Here is a 19821-nt window from a genome sequence, read left to right as displayed (position 1 = left end):
TCCCTAAGGGAACTACACGTGTTAAACCGTTATCCTTTGTGGAAGTACATCATGCTGATCGCCGTGCTGGCGATTGGCCTGCTGTATGCGCTTCCCAACCTGTATGGTGAGGATCCGGCAGTTCAGTTAACTGGCGTGCGCGGTGCCGCCGCCAGTGAACAAACGCTGATCCAGGTCGAAAACACCTTAAAACAAGAAAATATCACCGCTAAGTCTGTGGCGCTGGAAGAGGGCGCTATTCTCGCTCGCTTCGACTCTACCGATACCCAGCTTCGTGCGCGTGAAGCGCTGATGAGCGTGATGGGTGACAACTATGTCGTGGCGCTTAACCTTGCTCCTGCTACCCCTCGCTGGATGTCGACTATCGGTGCGAACCCGATGAAGCTCGGCCTTGACCTGCGCGGCGGCGTCCACTTCCTGATGGAAGTCGATATGGACACAGCGCTGGGCAAGCTCCAGGAACAAAATATCGATGGCCTGCGCAGCGACCTGCGTGACAAGGGCATTGCTTACACCAACGTGCGTAAAGCCGACAATTACGGCGTAGACATCGTCTTCCGTGATTCAAGCGCGCGCGACTCAGCAAGAGATTACCTCTCCTCCCGCCATCGCGATCTGGTGTTCTCCAACCAGGGTAGCAATACGCTGCGTGCCGTGATGAGCGATGCTCGCCTGAGCGAAGCGCGTGAGTACGCGGTCCAGCAGAACATCAACATCCTGCGTAACCGTGTCAACCAGCTTGGCGTCGCCGAACCGCTGGTGCAGCGTCAGGGGGCTGACCGTATCGTGGTTGAGCTGCCGGGTATTCAGGACACCGCACGTGCGAAAGAAATCCTGGGTGCAACCGCTACGCTGGAATTCCGCCTGGTGAACACCAACGTGGATGCCTCTGCAGCAGCCTCTGGCCGCGTGCCGGGTGACTCCGAAGTGAAGCAGACTCGCGAAGGTCAGCCGGTTGTGCTGTACAAGCGCGTGATTCTGACCGGGGACCACATCACTGACTCCACGTCCAGTATGGATGAATACAACCAGCCTCAGGTAAATATCTCCCTGGACAGCGCTGGCGGTACCATCATGTCTAACTTCACCAAAGACAACATCGGCAAGCCGATGGCAACCCTCTTTGTGGAGTACAAGGACAGCGGTAAGAAAGACGCGAATGGCCGTTCCGTCCTGATGAAAGAAGAAGAAGTTATCAACGTGGCGAACATTCAGTCTCGCCTGGGTAACAGCTTCCGTATCACCGGGATCAGCAATCCGAACGAAGCTCGCCAGCTCTCTCTGCTGCTGCGCGCGGGTGCGCTGATTGCGCCGATTCAGATTGTTGAAGAACGTACCATCGGTCCAACCCTGGGTCTGGAAAACATCAAGCAGGGCCTGGAAGCGTGTCTGGCGGGTCTGGTGGTCTCCATCATCTTCATGGTCTTCTTCTATAGGAAGTTTGGCCTGATTGCGACCTCTGCGCTGCTGGCTAACCTGGTGCTGATTGTGGGGATCATGTCCCTGCTGCCGGGGGCGACGCTGACCATGCCGGGTATTGCGGGTGTCGTCCTAACCCTTGCGGTAGCGGTGGACGCCAACGTACTGATTAACGAACGTATCAAAGAAGAACTGCGAAACGGACGTTCGGTACAGCAGGCAATTGATGAAGGCTACAAAGGCGCGTTCAGCTCCATTTTCGATGCCAACATCACCACGCTTATCAAAGTTATCATCCTGTATGCCGTGGGCACCGGGGCGATCAAAGGGTTTGCTATTACCACCGGTATTGGCGTTGCGACCTCGATGTTTACCGCAATCGTCGGCACCCGTGCCATCGTGAACCTGTTGTACGGCGGCAAACGCATCAACAAGCTGTCTATCTAAGGAGTGCGTTGTGGCACAGGAATATACTGTTGAACAATTGAACCACGGCCGTAAAGTCTATGACTTTATGCGCTGGGACAACTGGGCCTTCGGCATCTCCGGCATCCTGCTGATCCTTTCCGTCGCGATTATCGGCGTGAAAGGCTTCAACTGGGGCCTGGACTTTACCGGCGGTACGGTTATCGAAATCGGGTTGGAAAAACCAGCCGAGCTGGACACCATGCGCGCTGCGCTGCAGAAGGCAGGCTTTGAAGAGCCGCTGGTGCAGAACTTCGGCAGCAGCCGTGACATCATGGTGCGCATGCCGCCTGCTAAAGGCGAAACCGGCGGCCAGGTGCTCGGCAGCAAGGTTGTGAGCGTGATTAACGAAGCGACCAGTCAGAATGCGGCAGTGAAGCGTATTGAGTTTGTCGGCCCAAGCGTGGGTGCGGATCTGGCTCAAAATGGTGCGATGGCGCTGCTCGTCGCGCTGTTGTCGATTCTGGTGTACGTTGGGTTCCGCTTCGAGTGGCGTCTGGCTGCCGGTGTGGTTATCAAGCTGGCGCACGACGTGGTAATTACCATGGGCGTGCTGTCGCTGTTCCACATTGAGATTGACCTGACCATCGTCGCGTCGTTGATGTCTGTTATCGGCTACTCGCTGAACGACAGCATCGTGGTTTCGGACCGTATTCGTGAAAACTTCCGCAAGATCCGCCGCGGGACGCCTTACGAGATCTTTAACGTCTCCCTGACCCAGACGCTGCAAAGGACCTTGATCACTTCCGGTACCACCTTAGTGGTTATCCTGATGCTGTATCTGTTCGGTGGGGCGCTGCTGAAAGGCTTCTCCCTGACGATGCTTATCGGTGTCACCATCGGTACCGTGTCTTCTATCTACGTCGCCTCTGCGCTGGCGTTGAAACTGGGCATGAAGCGCGAGCACATGCTGCAGCAAAAGGTAGAGAAAGAAGGGGCGGATCAGCCGTCCATTCTGCCGTAATAGCGTTAAGCGTTTGATAAAACCGCAGCCTTCAAGCTGCGGTTTTTTTTCGTCCGGTGTTTTTCTCCTGACAGTATGCTGTCAGGAGGGGGCCAGTAGACTCGTGGTTACTGACAACACAGGAGAAAAACAATGAGCACACTCATCAACTGGTTTGAGATCCCCGTTACCGATATGGCGCGAGCGGTCGCTTTTTACCAACGAGTACTGAACGCTGAATTTCGTCGCGAAACGATAGCCGGCGTGGAGAATGCTGTATTTTCGTATAACCAACCGGCCACCGGCGGCTCTTTAGTGAAGGGAGAACGGCATGTTCCTTCTGAGACAGGCGCGGTGATTTATCTTTATACGCCCGATATTGTTAAAGCATTACAGCAGGTAGAGATGGCGGGAGGCCGGCTGGACTTTGGTCCTCAGGTGCTGCCCTATGATATCGGCACGATTGCGTTAATGATCGACAGCGAAGGCAATCTCGTTGGGTTGCATCAGCCTGCTTAAGCCTCAATACTGACGCTAAAGCCTGCCGCTCGGGCAGGCCTTATTTCCCCCGGAACATCCATGAGCCGAAGAGCCGATCGATTATTTCAGATAGTGCAAATCCTGCGCGGCAGGCGCCTGACGACGGCTGCACAGCTTGCCGAACGGCTGGAAGTCTCAGAGCGAACTATCTACCGCGACATTCAGGATCTCTCCTTATCCGGCGTGCCGATAGAAGGGGAGGCGGGCTGCGGCTATCGCCTGCTGGCCGGGTACGATCTTCCTCCGCTGATGCTGACGACCGGAGAGGTGGAGGCGGTGATTGCGGCGTTAAGAATGGTGCAAACCTGGAGCGGAGAAACGCTGGCGAAATCTGCCGAGTCCGTGCATGAAAAACTCCTCGCAGTGCTCACCCCGGAAAAGCGCCGGGTTGCCGAACGTAGCCGTATAATTTCGCCTAATTTTAACAAGTTTCCGCAGGTTAAATCCCGGTTCGATCTGTTTCATTCCGCCATCGACAAATGCCAGGTTGTTCATTTGCTGTATGAGGATGAAAAAGGGGAATTGACGGAGCGGGATATTCACCCTCTGGGGCTGTCATTTTGAGGGAGAGGTCTGGCTGCTGGTGGCCTGGTGCGAAGCTCGGAATGATTATCGTAGCTTCAGGCTGGATCGCTGCCGGGATATTCATTTAACAGGAAATGTGTTTCAGGAGCGACACGATCGTTCTCTGCAGGCTTTTATTGCCCTTCAGAAGGCCAAAGGTTACCTGCCTGAGAAATAAAAAAACCGGCCAGCGGGCCGGTTTTTTTACACGGTGTGGCGATTAGAAGTTGTAACCTACCACGAAGTAACCACCCCAGCCGGTTGCGCGGACGGTTTCAGTCATCCAGTTCAATTGGGTGCCGTCGTTCCATTGGCCGCCGTTATGGAAGTAACGGGCTACGATGGAGTAGTGCAGGTGATCGTAGTTCAGCGACAGGATGTGGCTGGAAGCGATGGAGTTGCTGGTACGCTGCTTCAGACCGTTAGTACCGTAGTCGCTGTCTTTGCCGAGATCTGAACCCCAGTCAAAGTTGGTGAAACCAATGTAGCTCAGGTTACCGCCCCACAGGGAAGTAATCGGCACGAAGTATTTCACCTTGAAGCGGTAGCCATCCCACTCGTTTTCGTTGCTCGCTTTATAGTTCTGCCACTGGTATTTGGCATACACGTTCATCGACAGGCTCATCGGCAGGCCGGTATCGATGTCGGTACCCAGACCCATGTACCAGGTACTTTGGCGACCCGTCGCGTTACGGCCCATATCGTAGATATAGTTGTTCGCGAAGTACCACTCTTTGAACGGACCAAAGCTCAGATCGGTCCCGGTCAGCTTGTCGATGGAGAAGCGAGGTTCGATTTCCATAAACAGTGGGGAGCCGTGGTTCCAGATCCCTTTCGCCTGGGTGTTGCCGCCGAAGAAGACTGGCGCATCCATATAGCCGTAGAAATCGAACCAGTCTTTTTTGGCGAACGCTTCATATTCCAGGTAGGTATCGTTACGCAGCTGCGGCCCGAAACGGGTGTGATAGCTGCCGACAACGTTAACGCTCTGGTGCCACCAGTCGGAGAGGTATTCGCTGTTTTTTGCTTCTTCTGCGCTGGCAGAGAAAGAGCTGGAAAGCGCCAGAACGGTGCCGGCTGCCAGAATAATTTTTTTCATATTTTTAGCCACTGTTTACGTAATTTTGGTGCGATGCGGATGTGAGATGTCATCCCTGGCCGCCGGTCTCAGGGAAGGACCTTTGCAGCGCGACTATTATAGAAATCCCTGCTCACAAAAATATGTTCTATTTCACATTCTTCTCATATGCGTAATCGATTGCGTTCACGTTTGCGCACATTAAAAACGGCGTGATTGTACCTGCTTCGACAAATTACGCAAACGTATGCCCGGTTGTTACATATAAGTGTGATATGGATCACTATAAAGGCGAGATGATAACAGGAGGTTTGCTTCACATATTGTGCGGGGGGTGTGAAAGAGTGTGACAGGCGCGCCTCGCCGGAAAATGTCTCTTAGTCATCTTTTGCTTTCACATTTGCGCAAGAGTGGGGTGACTTCAACCCTCAGCCCGGCCCTCTCCCAGAGAGAGGGGGGAAAACCGCCGATGATTTATACCCTCTCCCTTTTAGGGAGAGGGCCAGGGGGAGGGTAAGAAGCGAAGCTGTGGTTGAAGCGAGCGCCGGACAAGGGAGTGAAAGAATTATTGCGCGGGTGCTGGCTGCGCGGAAGAAACTGGCTGGATATCATGAACGCGCACAAACCCTAATTGATCGGGTGTGATGCCGGACAGGCGAAGCGGAATCGACACGTCGCTTGGGGCGAGAATGCTGGCCGGGGCGTCTATGGACTGCGTTTGAACGTTAACTTCCTGGAAACTGTCGGTGGTGCCCTGGATCTGCCCCCATTCCACTTTGCCGCTGAAAGCCGGCAGCGGATCGTTGGATTCTCCCTGAATCAGCAGCGTGGCGCGGGTGCAGTTGGCTTCAGCCGCAACGTTTGTCAGCGACATTTTCAGGTTACCAATCTGGCTGTTGAGGCGCGCTGCCGTGTTTGAACCCGGTAGCAGATAAACGCCGCTGGTCGACTTCGCGTTCAGGGCATTCTGCTGGGTCAGCTTCACCGTTTGCTGGCTAAGTTTGGTCATTTCCTGATTTAACGAACCAATTTGACTGCGCATCTGACGCACTTCAGTTTGCTGGGCACAAGCGGTCAGGCTTATCAGGCTTGAAACCAGGATAATTCTTAAGTAAGTCTTTGTCATGGTTAGTTTTTCCTTGCTAAGGTTCGCTGATTTAAGCGTAGTTCTTCGCGCTTGAAAAGTCATATTTGATGTTGCAGGGGCGGCGCTGTCTTTGTACTCCCGCAACTTCGCGGTAAACTATTGTTCATCTTTATAATCCCAGCAGGAAACGCTATGCATTGCCCATTCTGTTTCGCCGTGGACACCAAAGTTATCGACTCTCGCCTGGTGGGTGAAGGTTCCTCCGTACGCCGTCGGCGCCAGTGTCTGGTCTGTCACGAACGCTTCACGACTTTCGAGGTTGCGGAGCTGGTGATGCCGAGAGTGGTGAAGAGTAATGAGGTGCGCGAGCCGTTTAACGAAGACAAACTGCGCAGCGGCATCCTGAAAGCGCTGGAAAAACGTCCGGTCAATTCTGACGACGTGGAAATGGCCATCAGCCATATTAAGTCGCACCTTCGAGCAACCGGCGAACGCGAAATCCCGAGTAAACTCATCGGTAACCTGGTGATGGAGCAGCTCAAAAAGCTGGATAAAGTCGCCTATATTCGCTTTGCTTCGGTCTACCGTAGCTTTGAAGATATCAAAGAATTTGGTGAAGAAATCGCCCGTTTACAGGATTAATGCCGATGTCCCTTGATGAACAGTTTATGGCTCGAGCGCTTGAGCTGGCTAAGCGCGGGCGTTTTACCACTGCACCGAACCCGAATGTCGGCTGCGTGATAGTGAAAGACGGCAAGATTGTGGGGGAAGGGTTCCACTTTCGCGCCGGGGAACCTCATGCGGAAGTTCACGCTTTGCGCATGGCAGGCGAGCAGGCCCGGGGCGCAACGGCCTATGTTACTCTCGAACCTTGCAGCCACCATGGCCGCACGCCACCGTGCTGTGATGCCTTGATTGCCGCGGGCGTTTCTCGCGTGGTAGCCGCCATGCAGGATCCTAACCCGCAGGTTGCCGGCCGGGGCCTCTACCGCTTGCAGCAGGCGGGCATTGAAGTCAGCCACGGCCTGATGATGAACGAAGCTGAAGCGATGAACCGCGGGTTCCTCAAGCGTATGCGCACGGGTTTTCCATTTATCCAGCTTAAGCTTGGTGCTTCGCTGGACGGCCGTACCGCGATAGCAAGCGGAGAGAGCAAATGGATTACCTCTCCCCAGGCGCGTCGCGATGTGCAGCGCCAGCGCGCGCAAAGTGCCGCGATTCTTTCCAGCGACGCGACCGTATTGGCAGATAACCCGTCATTAACGGTGCGCTGGGATGAGCTGGATAGCGCCAGCCAGGCTATTTATTCCCTACAGGATTTACGTCAGCCGATTCGCATTGTGCTGGATCGTCAAAACCGGGTAACGCCGCAGCACCAAATTATTGCCAATCCGGGGCAAACCTGGCTTGCCCGCAGCCAGGCGGATGAACAATCCTGGCCGGAGGACGTCGAGCAACTGCTGGTGCCTGAACATAATGGGCATCTTGATTTGGTCGTGTTAATGATGCAGCTTGGCAAACGCCAGGTGAATTCGGTCTGGGTTGAGGCCGGGGCAACGCTTGCCGGGGCGCTGTTACAGGCAGGCCTGGTGGATGAGCTGATTGTCTATGTTGCGCCAAAATTATTAGGCAATGATGCCCGCGGTTTGTGCGAGCTTCCTGGCCTTGAAAAACTTGCTGATGCGCCGGAGTTCAGCTTTAGCGAAGTCCGCCAGGTTGGCCCCGATTTGTGCCTGCATTTGACGCCCATTTACGGACGCCAGTAAAACGTAAGCAGTCACGAAAAGATTATGATAAAATCCGCCCCCCTGCGGGGCTAAACAGAACCCGTAAAGGAAGATTATGAACATTATTGAAGCTGCTGTTGCTACTCCTGACGCTCGCGTCGCCATCACCATCGCGCGTTTTAACAACTTCATCAATGACAGCCTGCTGGAAGGTGCTATCGACGCCCTGAAACGCATTGGTCAGGTGAAAGACAAAAACATCACCGTAGTTTGGGTGCCGGGCGCTTACGAGCTGCCGCTGGCCGCTGATGCACTGGCTAAAACCGGTAAATACGATGCTGTTATCGCGCTGGGTACCGTGATTCGCGGAGGCACTGCACACTTCGAATACGTTGCCGGCGGTGCCAGCAACGGTCTGTTAAGCGTAGGCCAGGACAGCGGTATTCCCGTTGCCTTCGGCGTGCTGACCACTGAAAGCATTGAACAAGCCATCGAACGCGCTGGCACCAAAGCCGGTAACAAAGGTGCAGAAGCTGCACTGACCGCGCTTGAAATGATTAATGTATTGAAAGCCATCAAGGCCTGATTTTTGTAAGGGGAAATCCGTGAAACCTGCTGCTCGTCGCCGCGCCCGTGAGTGTGCCGTCCAGGCGCTCTACTCCTGGCAGTTGTCTAAAAACGACATCGCTGATGTTGAATACCAGTTCCTGGCGGAACAGGACGTCAAAGACGTTGACGTTGTCTACTTCCGTGAGCTGCTGAGCGGCGTGGCTACCAACAGCGCGTATCTGGATGGGCTGATGAAGCCTTACCTGTCCCGTCTGCTTGAAGAGCTGGGCCAGGTGGAAAAAGCGGTACTGCGCATTGCGCTGTTTGAACTGTCCAAACGTGATGATGTGCCATACAAAGTGGCCATCAACGAAGCGATTGAGCTGGCGAAAACCTTCGGCGCCGAAGACAGCCATAAGTTCGTTAACGGCGTTCTCGACAAAGCTGCTCCCGCTATTCGTCCCCACAAGAAGTAATCTCCTGGCCGGGTTTTCCCGGCCTTCTTTTTTCCTGCAACTGACATTCCTGAGGTATCACGCATGGCATGCGGTGAGTTTTCCCTGATTGCCCGTTACTTCGATCGCGTTACAAGTTCTCGTCGTGATGTGGAAGCCGGTATTGGCGACGACTGTGCGTTGCTGTCGGTACCCGAAAAACAACTGCTGGCGATCAGCACCGATACGCTGGTGAGCGGTAATCACTTCCTGCCGGATATCGACCCGCGCGATTTGGGCTACAAAGCGCTGGCGGTGAATTTAAGCGATCTGGCCGCAATGGGCGCAGATCCGGCCTGGCTGACGCTGGCGATCACGCTCCCGGAAGTGGATGAAGCCTGGCTGGAGGCATTCAGCGACAGCCTGTTTGAACAGCTGGATTATTACGATATGCAGTTGATTGGCGGCGACACAACCCGTGGCCCGCTCTCTTTGACGCTGGGTATTCACGGCATGATCCCGGCTGGCCGGGCGCTGAAGCGCAGCGGTGCAAAAGCAGGGGACTGGATCTATGTCACCGGCACGCCGGGCGACAGCGCGGCTGGTCTGGCAATTCTGCAGAAGCGTCTGCATGTTGGGAATACACAGCATGCGGATTATCTGCTTAAGCGGCACCTGCGCCCAACGCCACGTGTTTTACACGGGCAGGCGCTGCGCGATCTGGCCAACAGTGCCATCGATCTTTCAGACGGGTTGATTTCCGATCTCGGTCATATCCTGAAGGCCAGCGACTGCGGGGCACGTATCGATCTCGATTTGCTGCCGTATTCCGAAGCGTTGCGCGAGCATGTTGAACCAGAGCAGGCGCTGAAATGGGCGATGTCCGGCGGGGAAGATTATGAGCTGTGCTTCACCGTGCCGGAGCTAAATCGCGGGGCGCTGGAAGTGGCTATCGGCAATCTGGGCGTGCCTTATACCTGTATCGGGCAGATTGTTTCTGCCTCTGAAGGGCTCCAGTTTACCCGTGAAGGGAAGCCGGTGACGTTGGAGATGAAGGGTTACGATCACTTTTCCTGGTAGCCGACCGCAACCCTCACCCCAGCCCTCTCCCTAAAAGGGAGAGGGCGCCAAAACAATACAGTTTCCTCTCGGTCTTCCAGATAAGGGGACTTAAAGGCAGGAATAGTTTCCCCCTCTCCCTTTGGGAGAGGGCCGGGGTGAGGGGGATTATTTATATCCCGCCACGGGATGCCGTTGATACGGCGTCTCCAGCTCGGCAATCTCCTCGGATTTCAACGTTAAATCTACCGCACCAAGCAGGTCGTCCAGCTGTTCCTGCCTTGATGGGCCAATAATTGGTGCGGCAATACCCGGTTTGCTAAGCAGCCAGGCCAGCGCTACCTGCGCGCGTGAAACGCCCTTGTCTGCGGCGATATTTGCCAGCCGCTCGGCGATAAGCGCGTCGTTTTCGTTATTGGTCTGGTACAGCGATTTGCCCACTTCATCCGAGACAGATCTTGCCGTGGTGTCTCCCCAGGGGCGGGTCAGCTTGCCGCGTGCGAGCGGGCTCCAGGGGATCACCGCAATTTTTTCTTTGTAGCACAGCGGGAGCATCTCCAGCTCTTCTTCACGGTAAATCAGGTTGTAGTGATCCTGCATGGTAACGAATCTTGCCCAGCCTGCCTGAGACTGCAAAGTCAGGGCCTGAGCAAACTGATCGCTGCGCATTGAAGAGGCGCCGATATAACGTGCTTTCCCGGCCTTAACCACGTCGTTAAGTGCCTCTAGCGTCTCTTCAATGGGCGTGCTGTAGTCCCAGCGGTGGATTTGCAGCAAATCGACGTAGTCGGTGCCGAGCCGTTTCAGGCTTTCGTCGATCGAACGCAGGATCTGTGGGCGGGAGAGGCCCTGAGGCAGATCGCCAACTTTGTTGTAAACCTTAGTGGCAACCACAACGTCCTGGCGACGAGCGAAGTCGCGCAGCGCGCGGCCTAAAATCTCTTCGCTGCTGCCGTCGGAGTAGTTATTTGAGGTGTCGAAGAAATTGATGCCGTTTTCCAGCGCGTGGCGGATTATTTCCCGGCTGCTCTCTTCGGGAAGCGTCCAGGCATGGCTACCGCGATCCGGTTCGCCAAAGGTCATACAGCCGAGGCAAAGGCGGGAGACGTTAAGGTCGGTGGTGCCTAACGGGTTGTATTGCATGATATCGCTCCTGCTGATGTTGTAGGGTTATCCTAAAAGCATAGCAGGCCGTACACGTCATCCTTCAAACCACAGCGGTGTTGGCGGCGCTCTCATACCCGAATCACTTACCTAAGTAAGCTCATCGGGATATGCTCACTTGCCGTCGTGCTGTGGGTTTAATTATTTAGTGTACGGATGAAGTTAACCCACCCAGCTCCGAATCCTGGCTTCGATCCCGGCCGCATCAAGGCCAATCGCAGCGCGCGCTTCTTCCTGGGTGCCCTGAGGAATGAAGAAATCAGGCAGGCCGAGGTTAAGCACCGGAACCGGTTTACGGTGAGCCATCAGCACTTCGTTTACGCCGCTCCCAGCCCCACCCATAATGGCGTTCTCTTCAATCGTCACCAGAGAGTCGTGACTGGCGGCAAGTTCCAGAATCAGGGCTTCATCCAGTGGCTTAACAAAACGCATATCGACCAGCGTGGCATTCAGCGCTTCGGCTACCGCTGCGGCTTCCGGTAGCAAAGTGCCGAAGTTGAGCAGCGCAATTTTTTCGCCTTCGCGTTTCACTACACCTTTACCCAGCGGCAGCTCCACGAGCGGTTCCAGCTCTGCTCCGGTTCCGGTCCCACGCGGGTAACGCACGGCGCTTGGGCCTGCGCTGTAGTGGTAACCCGTGTGCAGCATCTGGCGGCATTCGTTTTCGTCGCTTGGCGTCATGATCACCATGTCCGGGATGCAGCGCAGGAAGGAGATATCAAAAGCGCCCTGGTGCGTCTGGCCGTCAGCGCCGACAATGCCTGCACGATCGATGGCAAACATCACCGGCAGCTTCTGAATCGCTACGTCGTGAATCACCTGGTCGTAAGCGCGCTGCAGGAAGGTGGAATAGATCGCAACCACTGGCTTATAGCCACCAATCGCCAGGCCTGCAGCGAAGGTCACTGCGTGCTGCTCGGCAATCGCCACATCAAAGTACTGGTCAGGATACTGGCGCGAGAATTCCACCATGCCGGAGCCTTCACGCATGGCAGGCGTGATTGCCATCAGTTTGTCATCGTGGGCTGCGGTTTCGCAGAGCCAGTTGCCGAAAATCTTCGAGTAACTTGGCAGGCCTCCGGTGCTTTTCGGCAGCGTCCCGCTCTGTGGATCGAACTTCGGCACCGCGTGGAAGCTGATCGGATCTTTTTCTGCCGGGGCGTAGCCGCGCCCCTTTTTGGTCATGATATGCAGGAACTGCGGGCCTTTCAGGCTGCGCATGTTCTTCAGCGTATTCACCAGGCCAACGACATCGTGGCCGTCGATAGGCCCGATATAGTTAAAGCCGAGCTCCTCAAACAGCGTCCCTGGAACCACCATGCCTTTGATATGCTCTTCGGTACGCTTCAGCAGCTCTTTGATTGGCGGCACGCCGGAGAACACTTTTTTGCCACCCTCGCGTAGCGTGGAGTAAAGCTTGCCGGAAAGCAGCTGCGCCAGATGGTTGTTCAGCGCGCCGACGTTCTCGGAAATCGACATTTCGTTGTCGTTAAGCACCACCAGCATGTCCGGGCGGATATCGCCGGCATGGTTCATCGCTTCGAAGGCCATCCCGGCGGTAATTGCGCCATCGCCAATCACGCAAACGGTTTTCCGGTCTTTCCCTTCCTTTTCAGCGGCAACGGCGATCCCGATACCCGCGCTAATGGAGGTGGAAGAGTGACCCACGCTCAGCACGTCGTACTCGCTTTCCGCGCGCCATGGGAACGGATGCAGGCCGCCTTTCTGGCGAATGGTGCCAATTTTATCGCGGCGGCCGGTCAGAATTTTGTGCGGGTAGGCCTGGTGGCCGACGTCCCAGATGAGTTGATCGAACGGCGTGTTATAGACGTAGTGCAGCGCCACGGTCAGTTCGACCGTGCCGAGACCGGAGGCAAAGTGCCCGCTGGAGCGGCTTACGCTGTCGAGCAGGTAACGGCGCAGCTCATCGCAAAGCTTAGGTAAGCTCTCTTTAGGCAGCACTCGCAGATCCGGGCTGGCATCCACCAGAGCGAGGGTCGGGTATTTGGCGATATCAAAACTCATCAGAAATCTAAACTCATCGTTGTTATACGTTATTTATCACGGTGGATAATGTAGTTGGCTAACGCTTTCAGTGCCGCCGTGTCCAGCGACAGCTCGGCAAGTTCGGCCAGAGCCTGCAGTGCTTCCTGATAGAGATCCTGCGCTTTTGCCTGCGCCTGTTCAAGCCCCAGCAGCGCCGGATAGGTACTTTTGCCCAACTGCTGGTCGGCACCCTGGCGTTTGCCTATCGTAGCGGTATCGCCGACAACGTCCAGGATGTCATCCTGAACCTGGAAAGCGAGGCCGATGCTTGCAGCATAGCGGTCCAGAATCGGCAGGGCTTTTCGGCCTGCTTCACCGGCGCTCAGCGCGCCCAGGCGAACGGCGGCGCGAATCAATGCCCCGGTTTTATGGCGGTGAATGCGTTCCAGGGAAGCCAGGTCAACTTGCTTGCCTTCGGCTTCTAAATCCAGCGCCTGGCCGCCACACATACCTGCCACACCGCTGGCGGTGGCTAATTCCGAAACCATGGCTAAGCGATCGGCAATATCAACGCTGGGCATTGGTGCATCACTCAGTATAGAAAACGCCAGCGTTTGCAGGGCGTCTCCGGCCAGAATGGCGTTCTCTTCGCCAAATTTTATGTGGCAGGTCGGCTGCCCACGACGTAAATCGTCGTTATCCATGGCCGGTAAATCATCGTGAATCAGGGAGTAGGCGTGAATGCATTCCACTGCCGCCGCAGGCGCGTCGAGCGCTTCGTCGGCGACGCCAAACATTTCGCCGGTGGCGTACACCAGGAACGGGCGCAGGCGTTTACCGCCCAATAGTGCGCCATAGTGCATCGCTTCAACCAGTGGACTGTTCTGAAACGGCAGCGGCGCCAGAAAGCGCGCAATAGCGTCGTTAACCCGTACAACGTGGGCCTGAAGCTGTTGATTAAAATCCATATTACTCGGCGTCCGGGGTAAAGGGAGTCAGAGGGGCGTCTTCGCTGTCGCTCAGTAAGATCTGTACGCGCTGCTCTGCCTGCTGGAGTTTCACTTGCCCCTGGCGAGCCAGCTGCACGCCGCGCTCAAATTCGTTTAACGCCTCTTCAAGGGCAAGATCGCCGCTTTCCAGACGAGTAACTATTTGCTCCAGTTCGACCAGTGCGGTTTCGAAGCTGGCCGGAGATTCGGTTTTTTTCGGCATGGTGAATGTCTGACTCTGTTTTAATTCGACGCCGACATGGTAGCGGAGTCAATGTGATTATCAAGCTAGCTCGTGCAAGTCGGTTAAGGTGCGCAGTCTTTGTGGGATGGTGATATACTTGCGCGCCTCGGATGCAGGTGGCATGACGCCGCTGCAAGTACTTCTTTCTATGCCCGCGTGCTGCGCAGCCAGCCCGGCTGACTAAACGAACCCTTACCGCCATGAAGTTTATCATTAAATTGTTCCCGGAAATCACCATCAAGAGCCAATCTGTGCGCATACGCTTTATTAAGATGCTCACCGGGAATATTCGTAACGTTTTAAAACACTACGATGAGAGCCTGGCGGTTGTTCGCCACTGGGACAACATTGAAGTTCGCGCCAAAGATGAAAACCAGCGTATCGCCATTCGTGAAGCGCTGACCCGCATTCCGGGTATCCACCACATTCTTGAAGTTGAAGATGTGCCGTACACCGACATGCACAATATCTTTGAGCAGGCGCTGGAACTGTACCGCGACAAGCTGGAAGGTAAGAGCTTCTGCGTGCGCGTAAAACGCCGTGGCAAACACGAATTTAGCTCCATTGACGTTGAACGCTACGTTGGCGGCGGCCTGAATCAGCACATCGAATCCGCACGCGTTAAGCTCAACGATCCGGACGTGACGGTTAACCTTGAGATCGAGAACGATCGCCTGCTGCTGGTTAAAGGCCGTTACGAAGGCATCGGCGGTTTCCCAATCGGGACTCAGGAAGACGTACTGTCGCTGATTTCCGGTGGTTTCGACTCCGGCGTGTCCAGCTACATGCTGATGCGTCGCGGCTGCCGCGTGCATTATTGCTTCTTCAACCTGGGCGGTGCTGCTCATGAAATCGGCGTGAAGCAGGTGGCACATTATCTGTGGAACCGCTTCGGCAGCTCTCACCGTGTGCGTTTTGTTGCCATTAACTTTGAGCCAGTGGTCGGCGAGATCCTGGAGAAAGTGGAAGACGGGCAGATGGGCGTTGTACTGAAACGTATGTTTGTGCGCGCTGCCTCTCAGGTTGCCGAGCGCTATGGCGTTCAGGCACTGGTGACCGGCGAGGCGTTAGGCCAGGTGTCCAGCCAGACGCTGACCAACCTGCGCCTGATCGACAACGTTTCCGATACGCTGATCCTGCGTCCGCTGATCTCTCACGACAAAGAGCACATTATCGATCTGGCCCGTGAAATCGGTACCGCTGATTTCGCTCGCACCATGCCAGAATACTGCGGCGTGATCTCGAAAAGCCCGACGGTGAAAGCTGTGAAGGCGAAGATTGAGGAAGAAGAGCAGAAGTTTGACTTCTCGATTCTGGATCGCGTGGTTGCCGAGGCGACCAATATCGATATTCGCGATATTGCGACCCAGACGAAGCAGGACGTCGTGGAAGTCGAAACGGTTAATGCGTTCGGCGCCAACGAGGTATTGCTGGATATTCGCTCCAACGACGAAGTGGACGAGAAACCTTTCGCGCTGGAAGGCGTTGAGGTTGTGGCGCTACCGTTCTACAAGCTGAGCACTAAGTTCGGCGATCTCGACCAGAGCAAAACTTACCTGCTGTGGTGCGAGCGTGGCGTGATGAGCCGCCTGCAGGCTCTGTATCTGAGCGAGCAGGGCTTTAAGAATATTAAGGTTTACCGCCCGTAAAGGACTGACCCTCACCCCGGCCCTCTCCCTAAAAGGGAGAGGAAGAATTCAGGGGGCGTGTTCTTTCCCTAAAAGGGAGAGGGAGAATTTAGGGGGAGTATTCTCTCTCTAAAAGGGGGAGGAAGAATTCTTGTTAAAACTCTCTTCCTAAAAGGGAGAGAGTTCTGGTTAGCTCGATTTCTCGGAAGAAGAGGGTGTGCACCGTCCTGGTTCCCTCGCCCCTCTGGGGAGAGGGTTAGGGTGAGGGGCTCTTACTGGTAATCCCTGAAGCTATAAATCCCCGCCGCCAGCACCAGCTGCTGCGACACTTCATGAGCCTTTTCACGGCTGACCAATAAGTCGATAATCTTCAGCGCAAAATCAATCGCGGTTCCTGGCCCCTGGCTGGTGAGCAGGTTAACTCGTGGGTCCCAGACGACGCGTTTATCCTGCCATTGCCCTTCGGGAATGGTGTCCTTCAGGCCAGGGAAACCGGTCATGTTGCCTATCGGGAACAGCTCGTGCGGGACCAGAACAGTGCCCGCCGCCGCACAAATGGCGGCAACGATCCGGCCTGACAGATGAAACTGGCGCACGGTTTCGACCAGCAGCGGGCTGTCGCGGAAGCATTCGGCACCTTTCAGGCCGCCGGGGAGCACCACGATGTCAAAATCGCCGTCGGCCACTTCAACCAGCGGCGCATCCGCCAGTAATTTCACGCCGCGTGAGCAAACAATTTTCAGGTCGCCATCGGGAGCAACGCTCGCCGTCGTCACCTTGATCCCGGCGCGGACCAGCAGATCGATAGTGGTAACCGCTTCGGTCTCTTCAGTGCCAGGTGCCAGGCAGACCAGCGCTTGTGCGCTCATATTCATTCTCCTTACGTTTAACCTGCTCATAGAGCCGGGCATTCACAGGCACAGGGACGCCGTGAGCTCTCGCTCTGCGCAGCAGGTAGCCGGTGATATAGTCAATTTCCGTGTGGCGCTCCAGGCGGATGTCCTGCAGCATCGATGAGGTATTTTCTGCCGTGCTTTCTATCACTTGCCCGACATAATCCAGCAGGCTTTCGGGCGAGGTATGATGGCCCTCGCGCGTCATCACCTGAGCGACTTCTTCACAAATGCTGGTCACCTCATCGAGATGATTCTTCAATTCGCCGTTAGTGCAGTTGTACAGCGTGGTCAGCGGGTTTATCACGCAGTTTACCGCGAGTTTGTTCCAGCTCGCCGGCTGGATATTGTTGTGCCAGGCCACATCGGGCAGCGCGGCATGGAGTGTATCTGCAAGGTAGCTGAAGTCGCTGGCTTTAGCGTTCCCCGGGCCAACGTGAGTGATGCCGGAAGCGACGTGCACAATCACGTTTCCGTCTCTTTTCGCGGCCTGAGTGGTTAATCCGAGCAACAAAGGTTGGGGCAATCCGTTTAGCTCATCCAGCGTCCCCATCCCGTTATGCAGCAACAATATCGGGCAGCTCGAAGGCAGCTGGGCTGCCAAAGTGCGCACGGCATCAGAAACCTGCCACGCTTTGAGCGTCACCAGCAGGAGGTCGCTGGTGGCAAGAAATTCGGGATCGTTAGCCGTGAAGGACTCGTTAAAGACGCTGCCATCGGTGGTATCGAGCAGATTGACGTGGCAATACGGCTGCGGCACACGCAGCCAGCCCTGAAGCTCATGCCCTTGCTTGTGAAGTGCGGTCAACCAGAGCTGACCCAGCGCACCGCAACCCAGCACGGTGATTTTCATTATTGCCTCCCCATTCGCACACTACGCGAATGCTAAACTTACTTTCTATTATAGCGTTATCGGCTTCCCGGCTCTTTAACAGGTTGTTTTGCGCAGCCCAGCGGGTATTATGCAACGCAAACCAGAGAGGGAGAAAACACATGCCATCTTTTGATATCGTTTCTGAAATCGACCTGCAGGAAGTAAACAACGCGGTAGAGAACGCCGAGCGCGAGCTGGCGACCCGTTTTGACTTCCGCAACGTGCCGGCAAGCTTTGAGCTGAATGAAAAAAATCAGACCATCAAAGTTGCCAGCGAATCTGACTTCCAGGTAAACCAGCTGCTGGATATCCTGCGCGCCAAGCTGCTTAAGCGCGGCATCGAAGGCAGCTCTATTGATGTGCCTGAAGAGTTTGTTCACAGCGGCAAAACCTGGAGCGTGGAAGCTAAGCTGAAACAGGGTATTGAAGCAAGCGTTGCGAAGAAAATCATTAAGCTGATTAAAGACAGCAAGCTGAAGGTTCAGACCCAGATTCAGGGCGAAGAGATCCGCGTGACGGGTAAAGCTCGCGATGATTTACAGGCCGTAATGGCGCTGATTCGTGGCGGCAATCTGGGGCAGCCGTTCCAGTTTAAGAACTTCCGCGATTGATTCACTCCCTCTCCTGAAAAATGAGAGGGAATGCTGCTTAATCCCTCACCGGATCAGGTGAGGGATGTTCTATCCTTTCACCACCTGCTCAATCTCATATCTGTTTGTCAGCTTGCTGTCGATTTTCACATACGCGCTGCGTTCTTCTGGAATGATGTTCGCTTCACTCACGCCTGGCTGAGCCAGCAGCCTTTCGCGCAAATGTTCGTCGTTCGCACTGCTTTCTGGCAGCTCAATGCGCAGGCTGCTGACGTAAGGCGGCTCCTGCATCGTCCAACTGACGAATAGCCAGACCATCGCCAGCACCGCGCCTGCCAGGAAGACGGTTTGCGAATCAAACAGCCCGTTCAGCCAGCCGCCGAGCGAGCCGCCGATGGCTACGCCGATAAACTGGCTGGTGGAGTAGATGCCCATGGCTGTGCCTTTGTAGCCCGCCGGAGATTCTTTGCTGATAAGCGAAGGCAGAATCGCTTCCATCAGGTTAAAGGCGAGGAAGAACAGCTGCACGCCAATCACCAGATCCCAGAAGTGCGGGCCCGCGCCCCAAAGCACGATCTCAGCAATCAAAAGTACCGCCACGCAGCCGACAAAGACGTGCTTCATGCGGCGTTTAACTTCGGCATAAATAATAAAGGGTACGACCGAAACAAACGAAATCAGCATGGTGCAAAGATAGACTTTCCAGTGCTGAGCCGCCGGAAAGCCTGCCTGTTCAAGCTGGCCCGGTAGGGCGACAAAGGTGGACATCAGCATGATATGCAGGCACATGATGCCGAAATTCAGCTTTAGCAGCTTCGGCTCCATCATCACTTTGCGGAAGCAGCCTTTGACCATTCCCGACTCGCGGTTAAGCACGTGCGTTTTGCTATTCGGGACCAGCCAAATCGTAATCAGAATGCCGCAGCTGGCTAAGACGGCAATCATCCAGAACAGCGCCTGCAGGCCAAGCGCCTGAGTAATGATCGGGCCGAGCACCATCGCGATGGCGAAGGTTACCCCGAAGCTGACGCCGATAAAGGCCATCGCTTTGGTTCGGTTCTGTTCACGAGTTAGATCGGAGAGTAGCGCCATAACAGCGGCGGCGATTGCGCCGGAGCCCTGCAGCGCACGGCCTAAAATGACGCCCCAAATGGAGTCGCTCAGGGCGGCAATAACGCTGCCGAGCACAAAGATAGCCAGCCCGCCAACGATCAGCGGCTTGCGGCCAATACGGTCAGAAAGCAGGCCAAAAGGGATCTGGAAGACGGCTTGCGCCAGGCCATAAATGCCGATTGCCAGGCCGATGAGCGCTTCGCTTGCGCCCTGCAGCGCCATACCCCAGGTGGTAAGAACCGGCAATACCATAAACATACCCAGCATACGCAGGGAAAAGACAGTGCCTAAACCCCACGTCGCACGCAGCTCGACGGGCGTCATTTTGTAATCGTTCATTACCACCTCAGATAAAAAGTCGGCCTTAGTGTAGTGCGAGGGCAGGGGAGGGTAAATCGTTAGTTATTTAGCAGATATTACAGGGTAGGTGCTTTGATGATACTGATAAAAAAGGGCACCGAGGTGCCCTTTTATG

At 55.3% G+C, this 19821-nt stretch carries 19 protein-coding genes and 1 pseudogene; 11 read left to right on the top strand and 9 right to left on the bottom strand.

Going from position 1 to position 19821, the window contains the following annotated elements; translation table 11 throughout:
- Positions 1-18 precede the first annotated feature (18 nt).
- The 4 genes and pseudogenes from secD (at position 19) to F3J28_RS12015 (ending at position 4109) form a co-directional block, all read left to right on the top strand.
- Complete coding sequence (gene secD, locus F3J28_RS12030) at positions 19-1866, top strand: protein translocase subunit SecD (RefSeq protein ID WP_166876139.1); 1848 nt, start codon at positions 19-21, stop codon at positions 1864-1866.
- Between the two features lie 10 nt (positions 1867-1876).
- Positions 1877-2848 carry a protein translocase subunit SecF gene (gene secF, locus F3J28_RS12025; protein ID WP_008454542.1) on the top strand — a complete coding sequence of 324 codons (972 nt, stop codon included), beginning with the start codon at positions 1877-1879 and terminating at the stop codon, positions 2846-2848.
- 132 nt (positions 2849-2980) lie between these two features.
- On the top strand, positions 2981-3346 hold the full coding sequence (locus F3J28_RS12020) for a VOC family protein (protein WP_166876136.1): 366 nt from the start codon (positions 2981-2983) through the stop codon (positions 3344-3346).
- 60 nt (positions 3347-3406) lie between these two features.
- A pseudogene (locus tag F3J28_RS12015) lies at positions 3407-4109 on the top strand (helix-turn-helix transcriptional regulator).
- A 42-nt stretch (positions 4110-4151) separates the two neighbouring features.
- Here F3J28_RS12015 and F3J28_RS12010 read toward each other — a convergent pair.
- Entirely contained in the window at positions 4152-5030 is an 879-nt protein-coding gene (locus tag F3J28_RS12010) for a nucleoside-specific channel-forming protein Tsx (RefSeq protein ID WP_166876134.1), read from the bottom strand.
- 544 nt (positions 5031-5574) lie between these two features.
- The gene (locus F3J28_RS12005) at positions 5575-6135 is read right to left on the bottom strand and encodes a SadB/YajI family lipoprotein (protein ID WP_166876130.1); all 561 of its coding nucleotides are present in this window, start codon (positions 6133-6135) and stop codon (positions 5575-5577) included.
- Positions 6136-6288: 153 nt separating this feature from the next.
- Here F3J28_RS12005 and nrdR point away from each other — a divergent pair, with 153 nt between their 5' ends.
- The 5 genes from nrdR to thiL all read left to right on the top strand — a co-directional run bounded on the left by nrdR (position 6289) and on the right by thiL (position 9886).
- A complete protein-coding gene (nrdR, locus tag F3J28_RS12000; protein ID WP_008454553.1) occupies positions 6289-6738 on the top strand; it encodes a transcriptional regulator NrdR in 450 nt (149 codons plus the stop codon).
- Between the two features lie 5 nt (positions 6739-6743).
- On the top strand, positions 6744-7862 hold the full coding sequence (gene ribD / locus F3J28_RS11995; RefSeq protein WP_166876127.1) for a bifunctional diaminohydroxyphosphoribosylaminopyrimidine deaminase/5-amino-6-(5-phosphoribosylamino)uracil reductase RibD: 1119 nt from the start codon (positions 6744-6746) through the stop codon (positions 7860-7862).
- A 76-nt stretch (positions 7863-7938) separates the two neighbouring features.
- Positions 7939-8409, top strand: a complete 471-nt coding sequence (ribH, locus tag F3J28_RS11990) for a 6,7-dimethyl-8-ribityllumazine synthase (protein WP_008454557.1) — start codon at positions 7939-7941, stop codon at positions 8407-8409.
- A 19-nt stretch (positions 8410-8428) separates the two neighbouring features.
- Positions 8429-8848: a transcription antitermination factor NusB gene (gene nusB / locus F3J28_RS11985; protein ID WP_008454563.1), complete on the top strand. Its 420-nt coding sequence runs from the start codon at positions 8429-8431 to the stop codon at positions 8846-8848.
- A 63-nt stretch (positions 8849-8911) separates the two neighbouring features.
- Complete coding sequence (gene thiL, locus F3J28_RS11980) at positions 8912-9886, top strand: thiamine-phosphate kinase (RefSeq protein WP_166876125.1); 975 nt, start codon at positions 8912-8914, stop codon at positions 9884-9886.
- 147 nt (positions 9887-10033) lie between these two features.
- Here thiL and F3J28_RS11975 read toward each other — a convergent pair whose 3' ends face one another.
- The 4 genes from F3J28_RS11975 to xseB all read right to left on the bottom strand — a co-directional run bounded on the left by F3J28_RS11975 (position 10034) and on the right by xseB (position 14227).
- On the bottom strand, positions 10034-11008 hold the full coding sequence (locus F3J28_RS11975) for an aldo/keto reductase (RefSeq protein ID WP_166876122.1): 975 nt from the start codon (positions 11006-11008) through the stop codon (positions 10034-10036).
- Between the two features lie 183 nt (positions 11009-11191).
- Positions 11192-13054: a 1-deoxy-D-xylulose-5-phosphate synthase gene (gene dxs / locus F3J28_RS11970; RefSeq protein WP_166876118.1), complete on the bottom strand. Its 1863-nt coding sequence runs from the start codon at positions 13052-13054 to the stop codon at positions 11192-11194.
- A gap of 29 nt (positions 13055-13083) precedes the next feature.
- A complete protein-coding gene (gene ispA, locus F3J28_RS11965; RefSeq protein WP_166876115.1) occupies positions 13084-13983 on the bottom strand; it encodes a (2E,6E)-farnesyl diphosphate synthase in 900 nt (299 codons plus the stop codon).
- 1 nt (position 13984) lies between these two features.
- The gene (gene xseB, locus F3J28_RS11960; protein WP_039290760.1) at positions 13985-14227 is read right to left on the bottom strand and encodes an exodeoxyribonuclease VII small subunit; all 243 of its coding nucleotides are present in this window, start codon (positions 14225-14227) and stop codon (positions 13985-13987) included.
- A gap of 221 nt (positions 14228-14448) precedes the next feature.
- Here xseB and thiI point away from each other — a divergent pair, with 221 nt between their 5' ends.
- Positions 14449-15897, top strand: a complete 1449-nt coding sequence (gene thiI, locus F3J28_RS11955; RefSeq protein ID WP_166876112.1) for a tRNA uracil 4-sulfurtransferase ThiI — start codon at positions 14449-14451, stop codon at positions 15895-15897.
- Positions 15898-16148: 251 nt separating this feature from the next.
- Here thiI and yajL read toward each other — a convergent pair whose 3' ends face one another.
- Both yajL and panE read right to left on the bottom strand, forming a co-directional pair.
- The gene (gene yajL, locus F3J28_RS11950) at positions 16149-16745 is read right to left on the bottom strand and encodes a protein deglycase YajL (RefSeq protein WP_008454578.1); all 597 of its coding nucleotides are present in this window, start codon (positions 16743-16745) and stop codon (positions 16149-16151) included.
- Positions 16705-17622: a 2-dehydropantoate 2-reductase gene (gene panE / locus F3J28_RS11945; protein WP_166876109.1), complete on the bottom strand. Its 918-nt coding sequence runs from the start codon at positions 17620-17622 to the stop codon at positions 16705-16707. Before panE ends, yajL begins: the two co-directional genes overlap by 41 nt.
- 140 nt (positions 17623-17762) lie before the next feature.
- Between panE and F3J28_RS11940 the strand changes: the two genes are divergently transcribed.
- Positions 17763-18254 carry a YajQ family cyclic di-GMP-binding protein gene (locus F3J28_RS11940; protein WP_008454581.1) on the top strand — a complete coding sequence of 164 codons (492 nt, stop codon included), beginning with the start codon at positions 17763-17765 and terminating at the stop codon, positions 18252-18254.
- Between the two features lie 69 nt (positions 18255-18323).
- Here F3J28_RS11940 and F3J28_RS11935 read toward each other — a convergent pair whose 3' ends face one another.
- Entirely contained in the window at positions 18324-19685 is a 1362-nt protein-coding gene (locus F3J28_RS11935) for an MFS transporter (protein WP_166876106.1), read from the bottom strand.
- Between the last annotated feature and the right edge of the window lie 136 nt (positions 19686-19821).

The organism is Enterobacter sp. Ap-1006, assembly GCF_011752835.1.
Classification (GTDB): domain Bacteria; phylum Pseudomonadota; class Gammaproteobacteria; order Enterobacterales; family Enterobacteriaceae; genus Cedecea.
The sequence above is the reverse complement of the archived record's forward strand: the minus strand, read 5'-3'. Positions and strand labels throughout refer to the sequence as shown.

Bases quoted from the DNA above. Each gene is read 5' to 3' on its own strand.
- ribD (WP_166876127.1), top strand. From the start codon at position 6,744: ATGTCCCTTGATGAACAGTTTATGGCTCGAGCGCTTGAGCTGGCTAAG.
- thiI (WP_166876112.1), top strand. From the start codon at position 14,449: ATGAAGTTTATCATTAAATTGTTCCCGGAAATCACCATCAAGAGCCAA.
- dxs (WP_166876118.1), bottom strand. From the start codon at position 13,054: ATGAGTTTTGATATCGCCAAATACCCGACCCTCGCTCTGGTGGATGCC.
- xseB (WP_039290760.1), bottom strand. From the start codon at position 14,227: ATGCCGAAAAAAACCGAATCTCCGGCCAGCTTCGAAACCGCACTGGTC.
- F3J28_RS11975 (WP_166876122.1), bottom strand. From the start codon at position 11,008: ATGCAATACAACCCGTTAGGCACCACCGACCTTAACGTCTCCCGCCTT.
- panE (WP_166876109.1), bottom strand. From the start codon at position 17,622: ATGAAAATCACCGTGCTGGGTTGCGGTGCGCTGGGTCAGCTCTGGTTG.
- thiL (WP_166876125.1), top strand. From the start codon at position 8,912: ATGGCATGCGGTGAGTTTTCCCTGATTGCCCGTTACTTCGATCGCGTT.
- F3J28_RS12020 (WP_166876136.1), top strand. From the start codon at position 2,981: ATGAGCACACTCATCAACTGGTTTGAGATCCCCGTTACCGATATGGCG.
- ribH (WP_008454557.1), top strand. From the start codon at position 7,939: ATGAACATTATTGAAGCTGCTGTTGCTACTCCTGACGCTCGCGTCGCC.
- F3J28_RS11940 (WP_008454581.1), top strand. From the start codon at position 17,763: ATGCCATCTTTTGATATCGTTTCTGAAATCGACCTGCAGGAAGTAAAC.
- ispA (WP_166876115.1), bottom strand. From the start codon at position 13,983: ATGGATTTTAATCAACAGCTTCAGGCCCACGTTGTACGGGTTAACGAC.
- yajL (WP_008454578.1), bottom strand. From the start codon at position 16,745: ATGAGCGCACAAGCGCTGGTCTGCCTGGCACCTGGCACTGAAGAGACC.
- nrdR (WP_008454553.1), top strand. From the start codon at position 6,289: ATGCATTGCCCATTCTGTTTCGCCGTGGACACCAAAGTTATCGACTCT.
- F3J28_RS12005 (WP_166876130.1), bottom strand. From the start codon at position 6,135: ATGACAAAGACTTACTTAAGAATTATCCTGGTTTCAAGCCTGATAAGC.
- F3J28_RS12010 (WP_166876134.1), bottom strand. From the start codon at position 5,030: ATGAAAAAAATTATTCTGGCAGCCGGCACCGTTCTGGCGCTTTCCAGC.
- F3J28_RS11935 (WP_166876106.1), bottom strand. From the start codon at position 19,685: ATGAACGATTACAAAATGACGCCCGTCGAGCTGCGTGCGACGTGGGGT.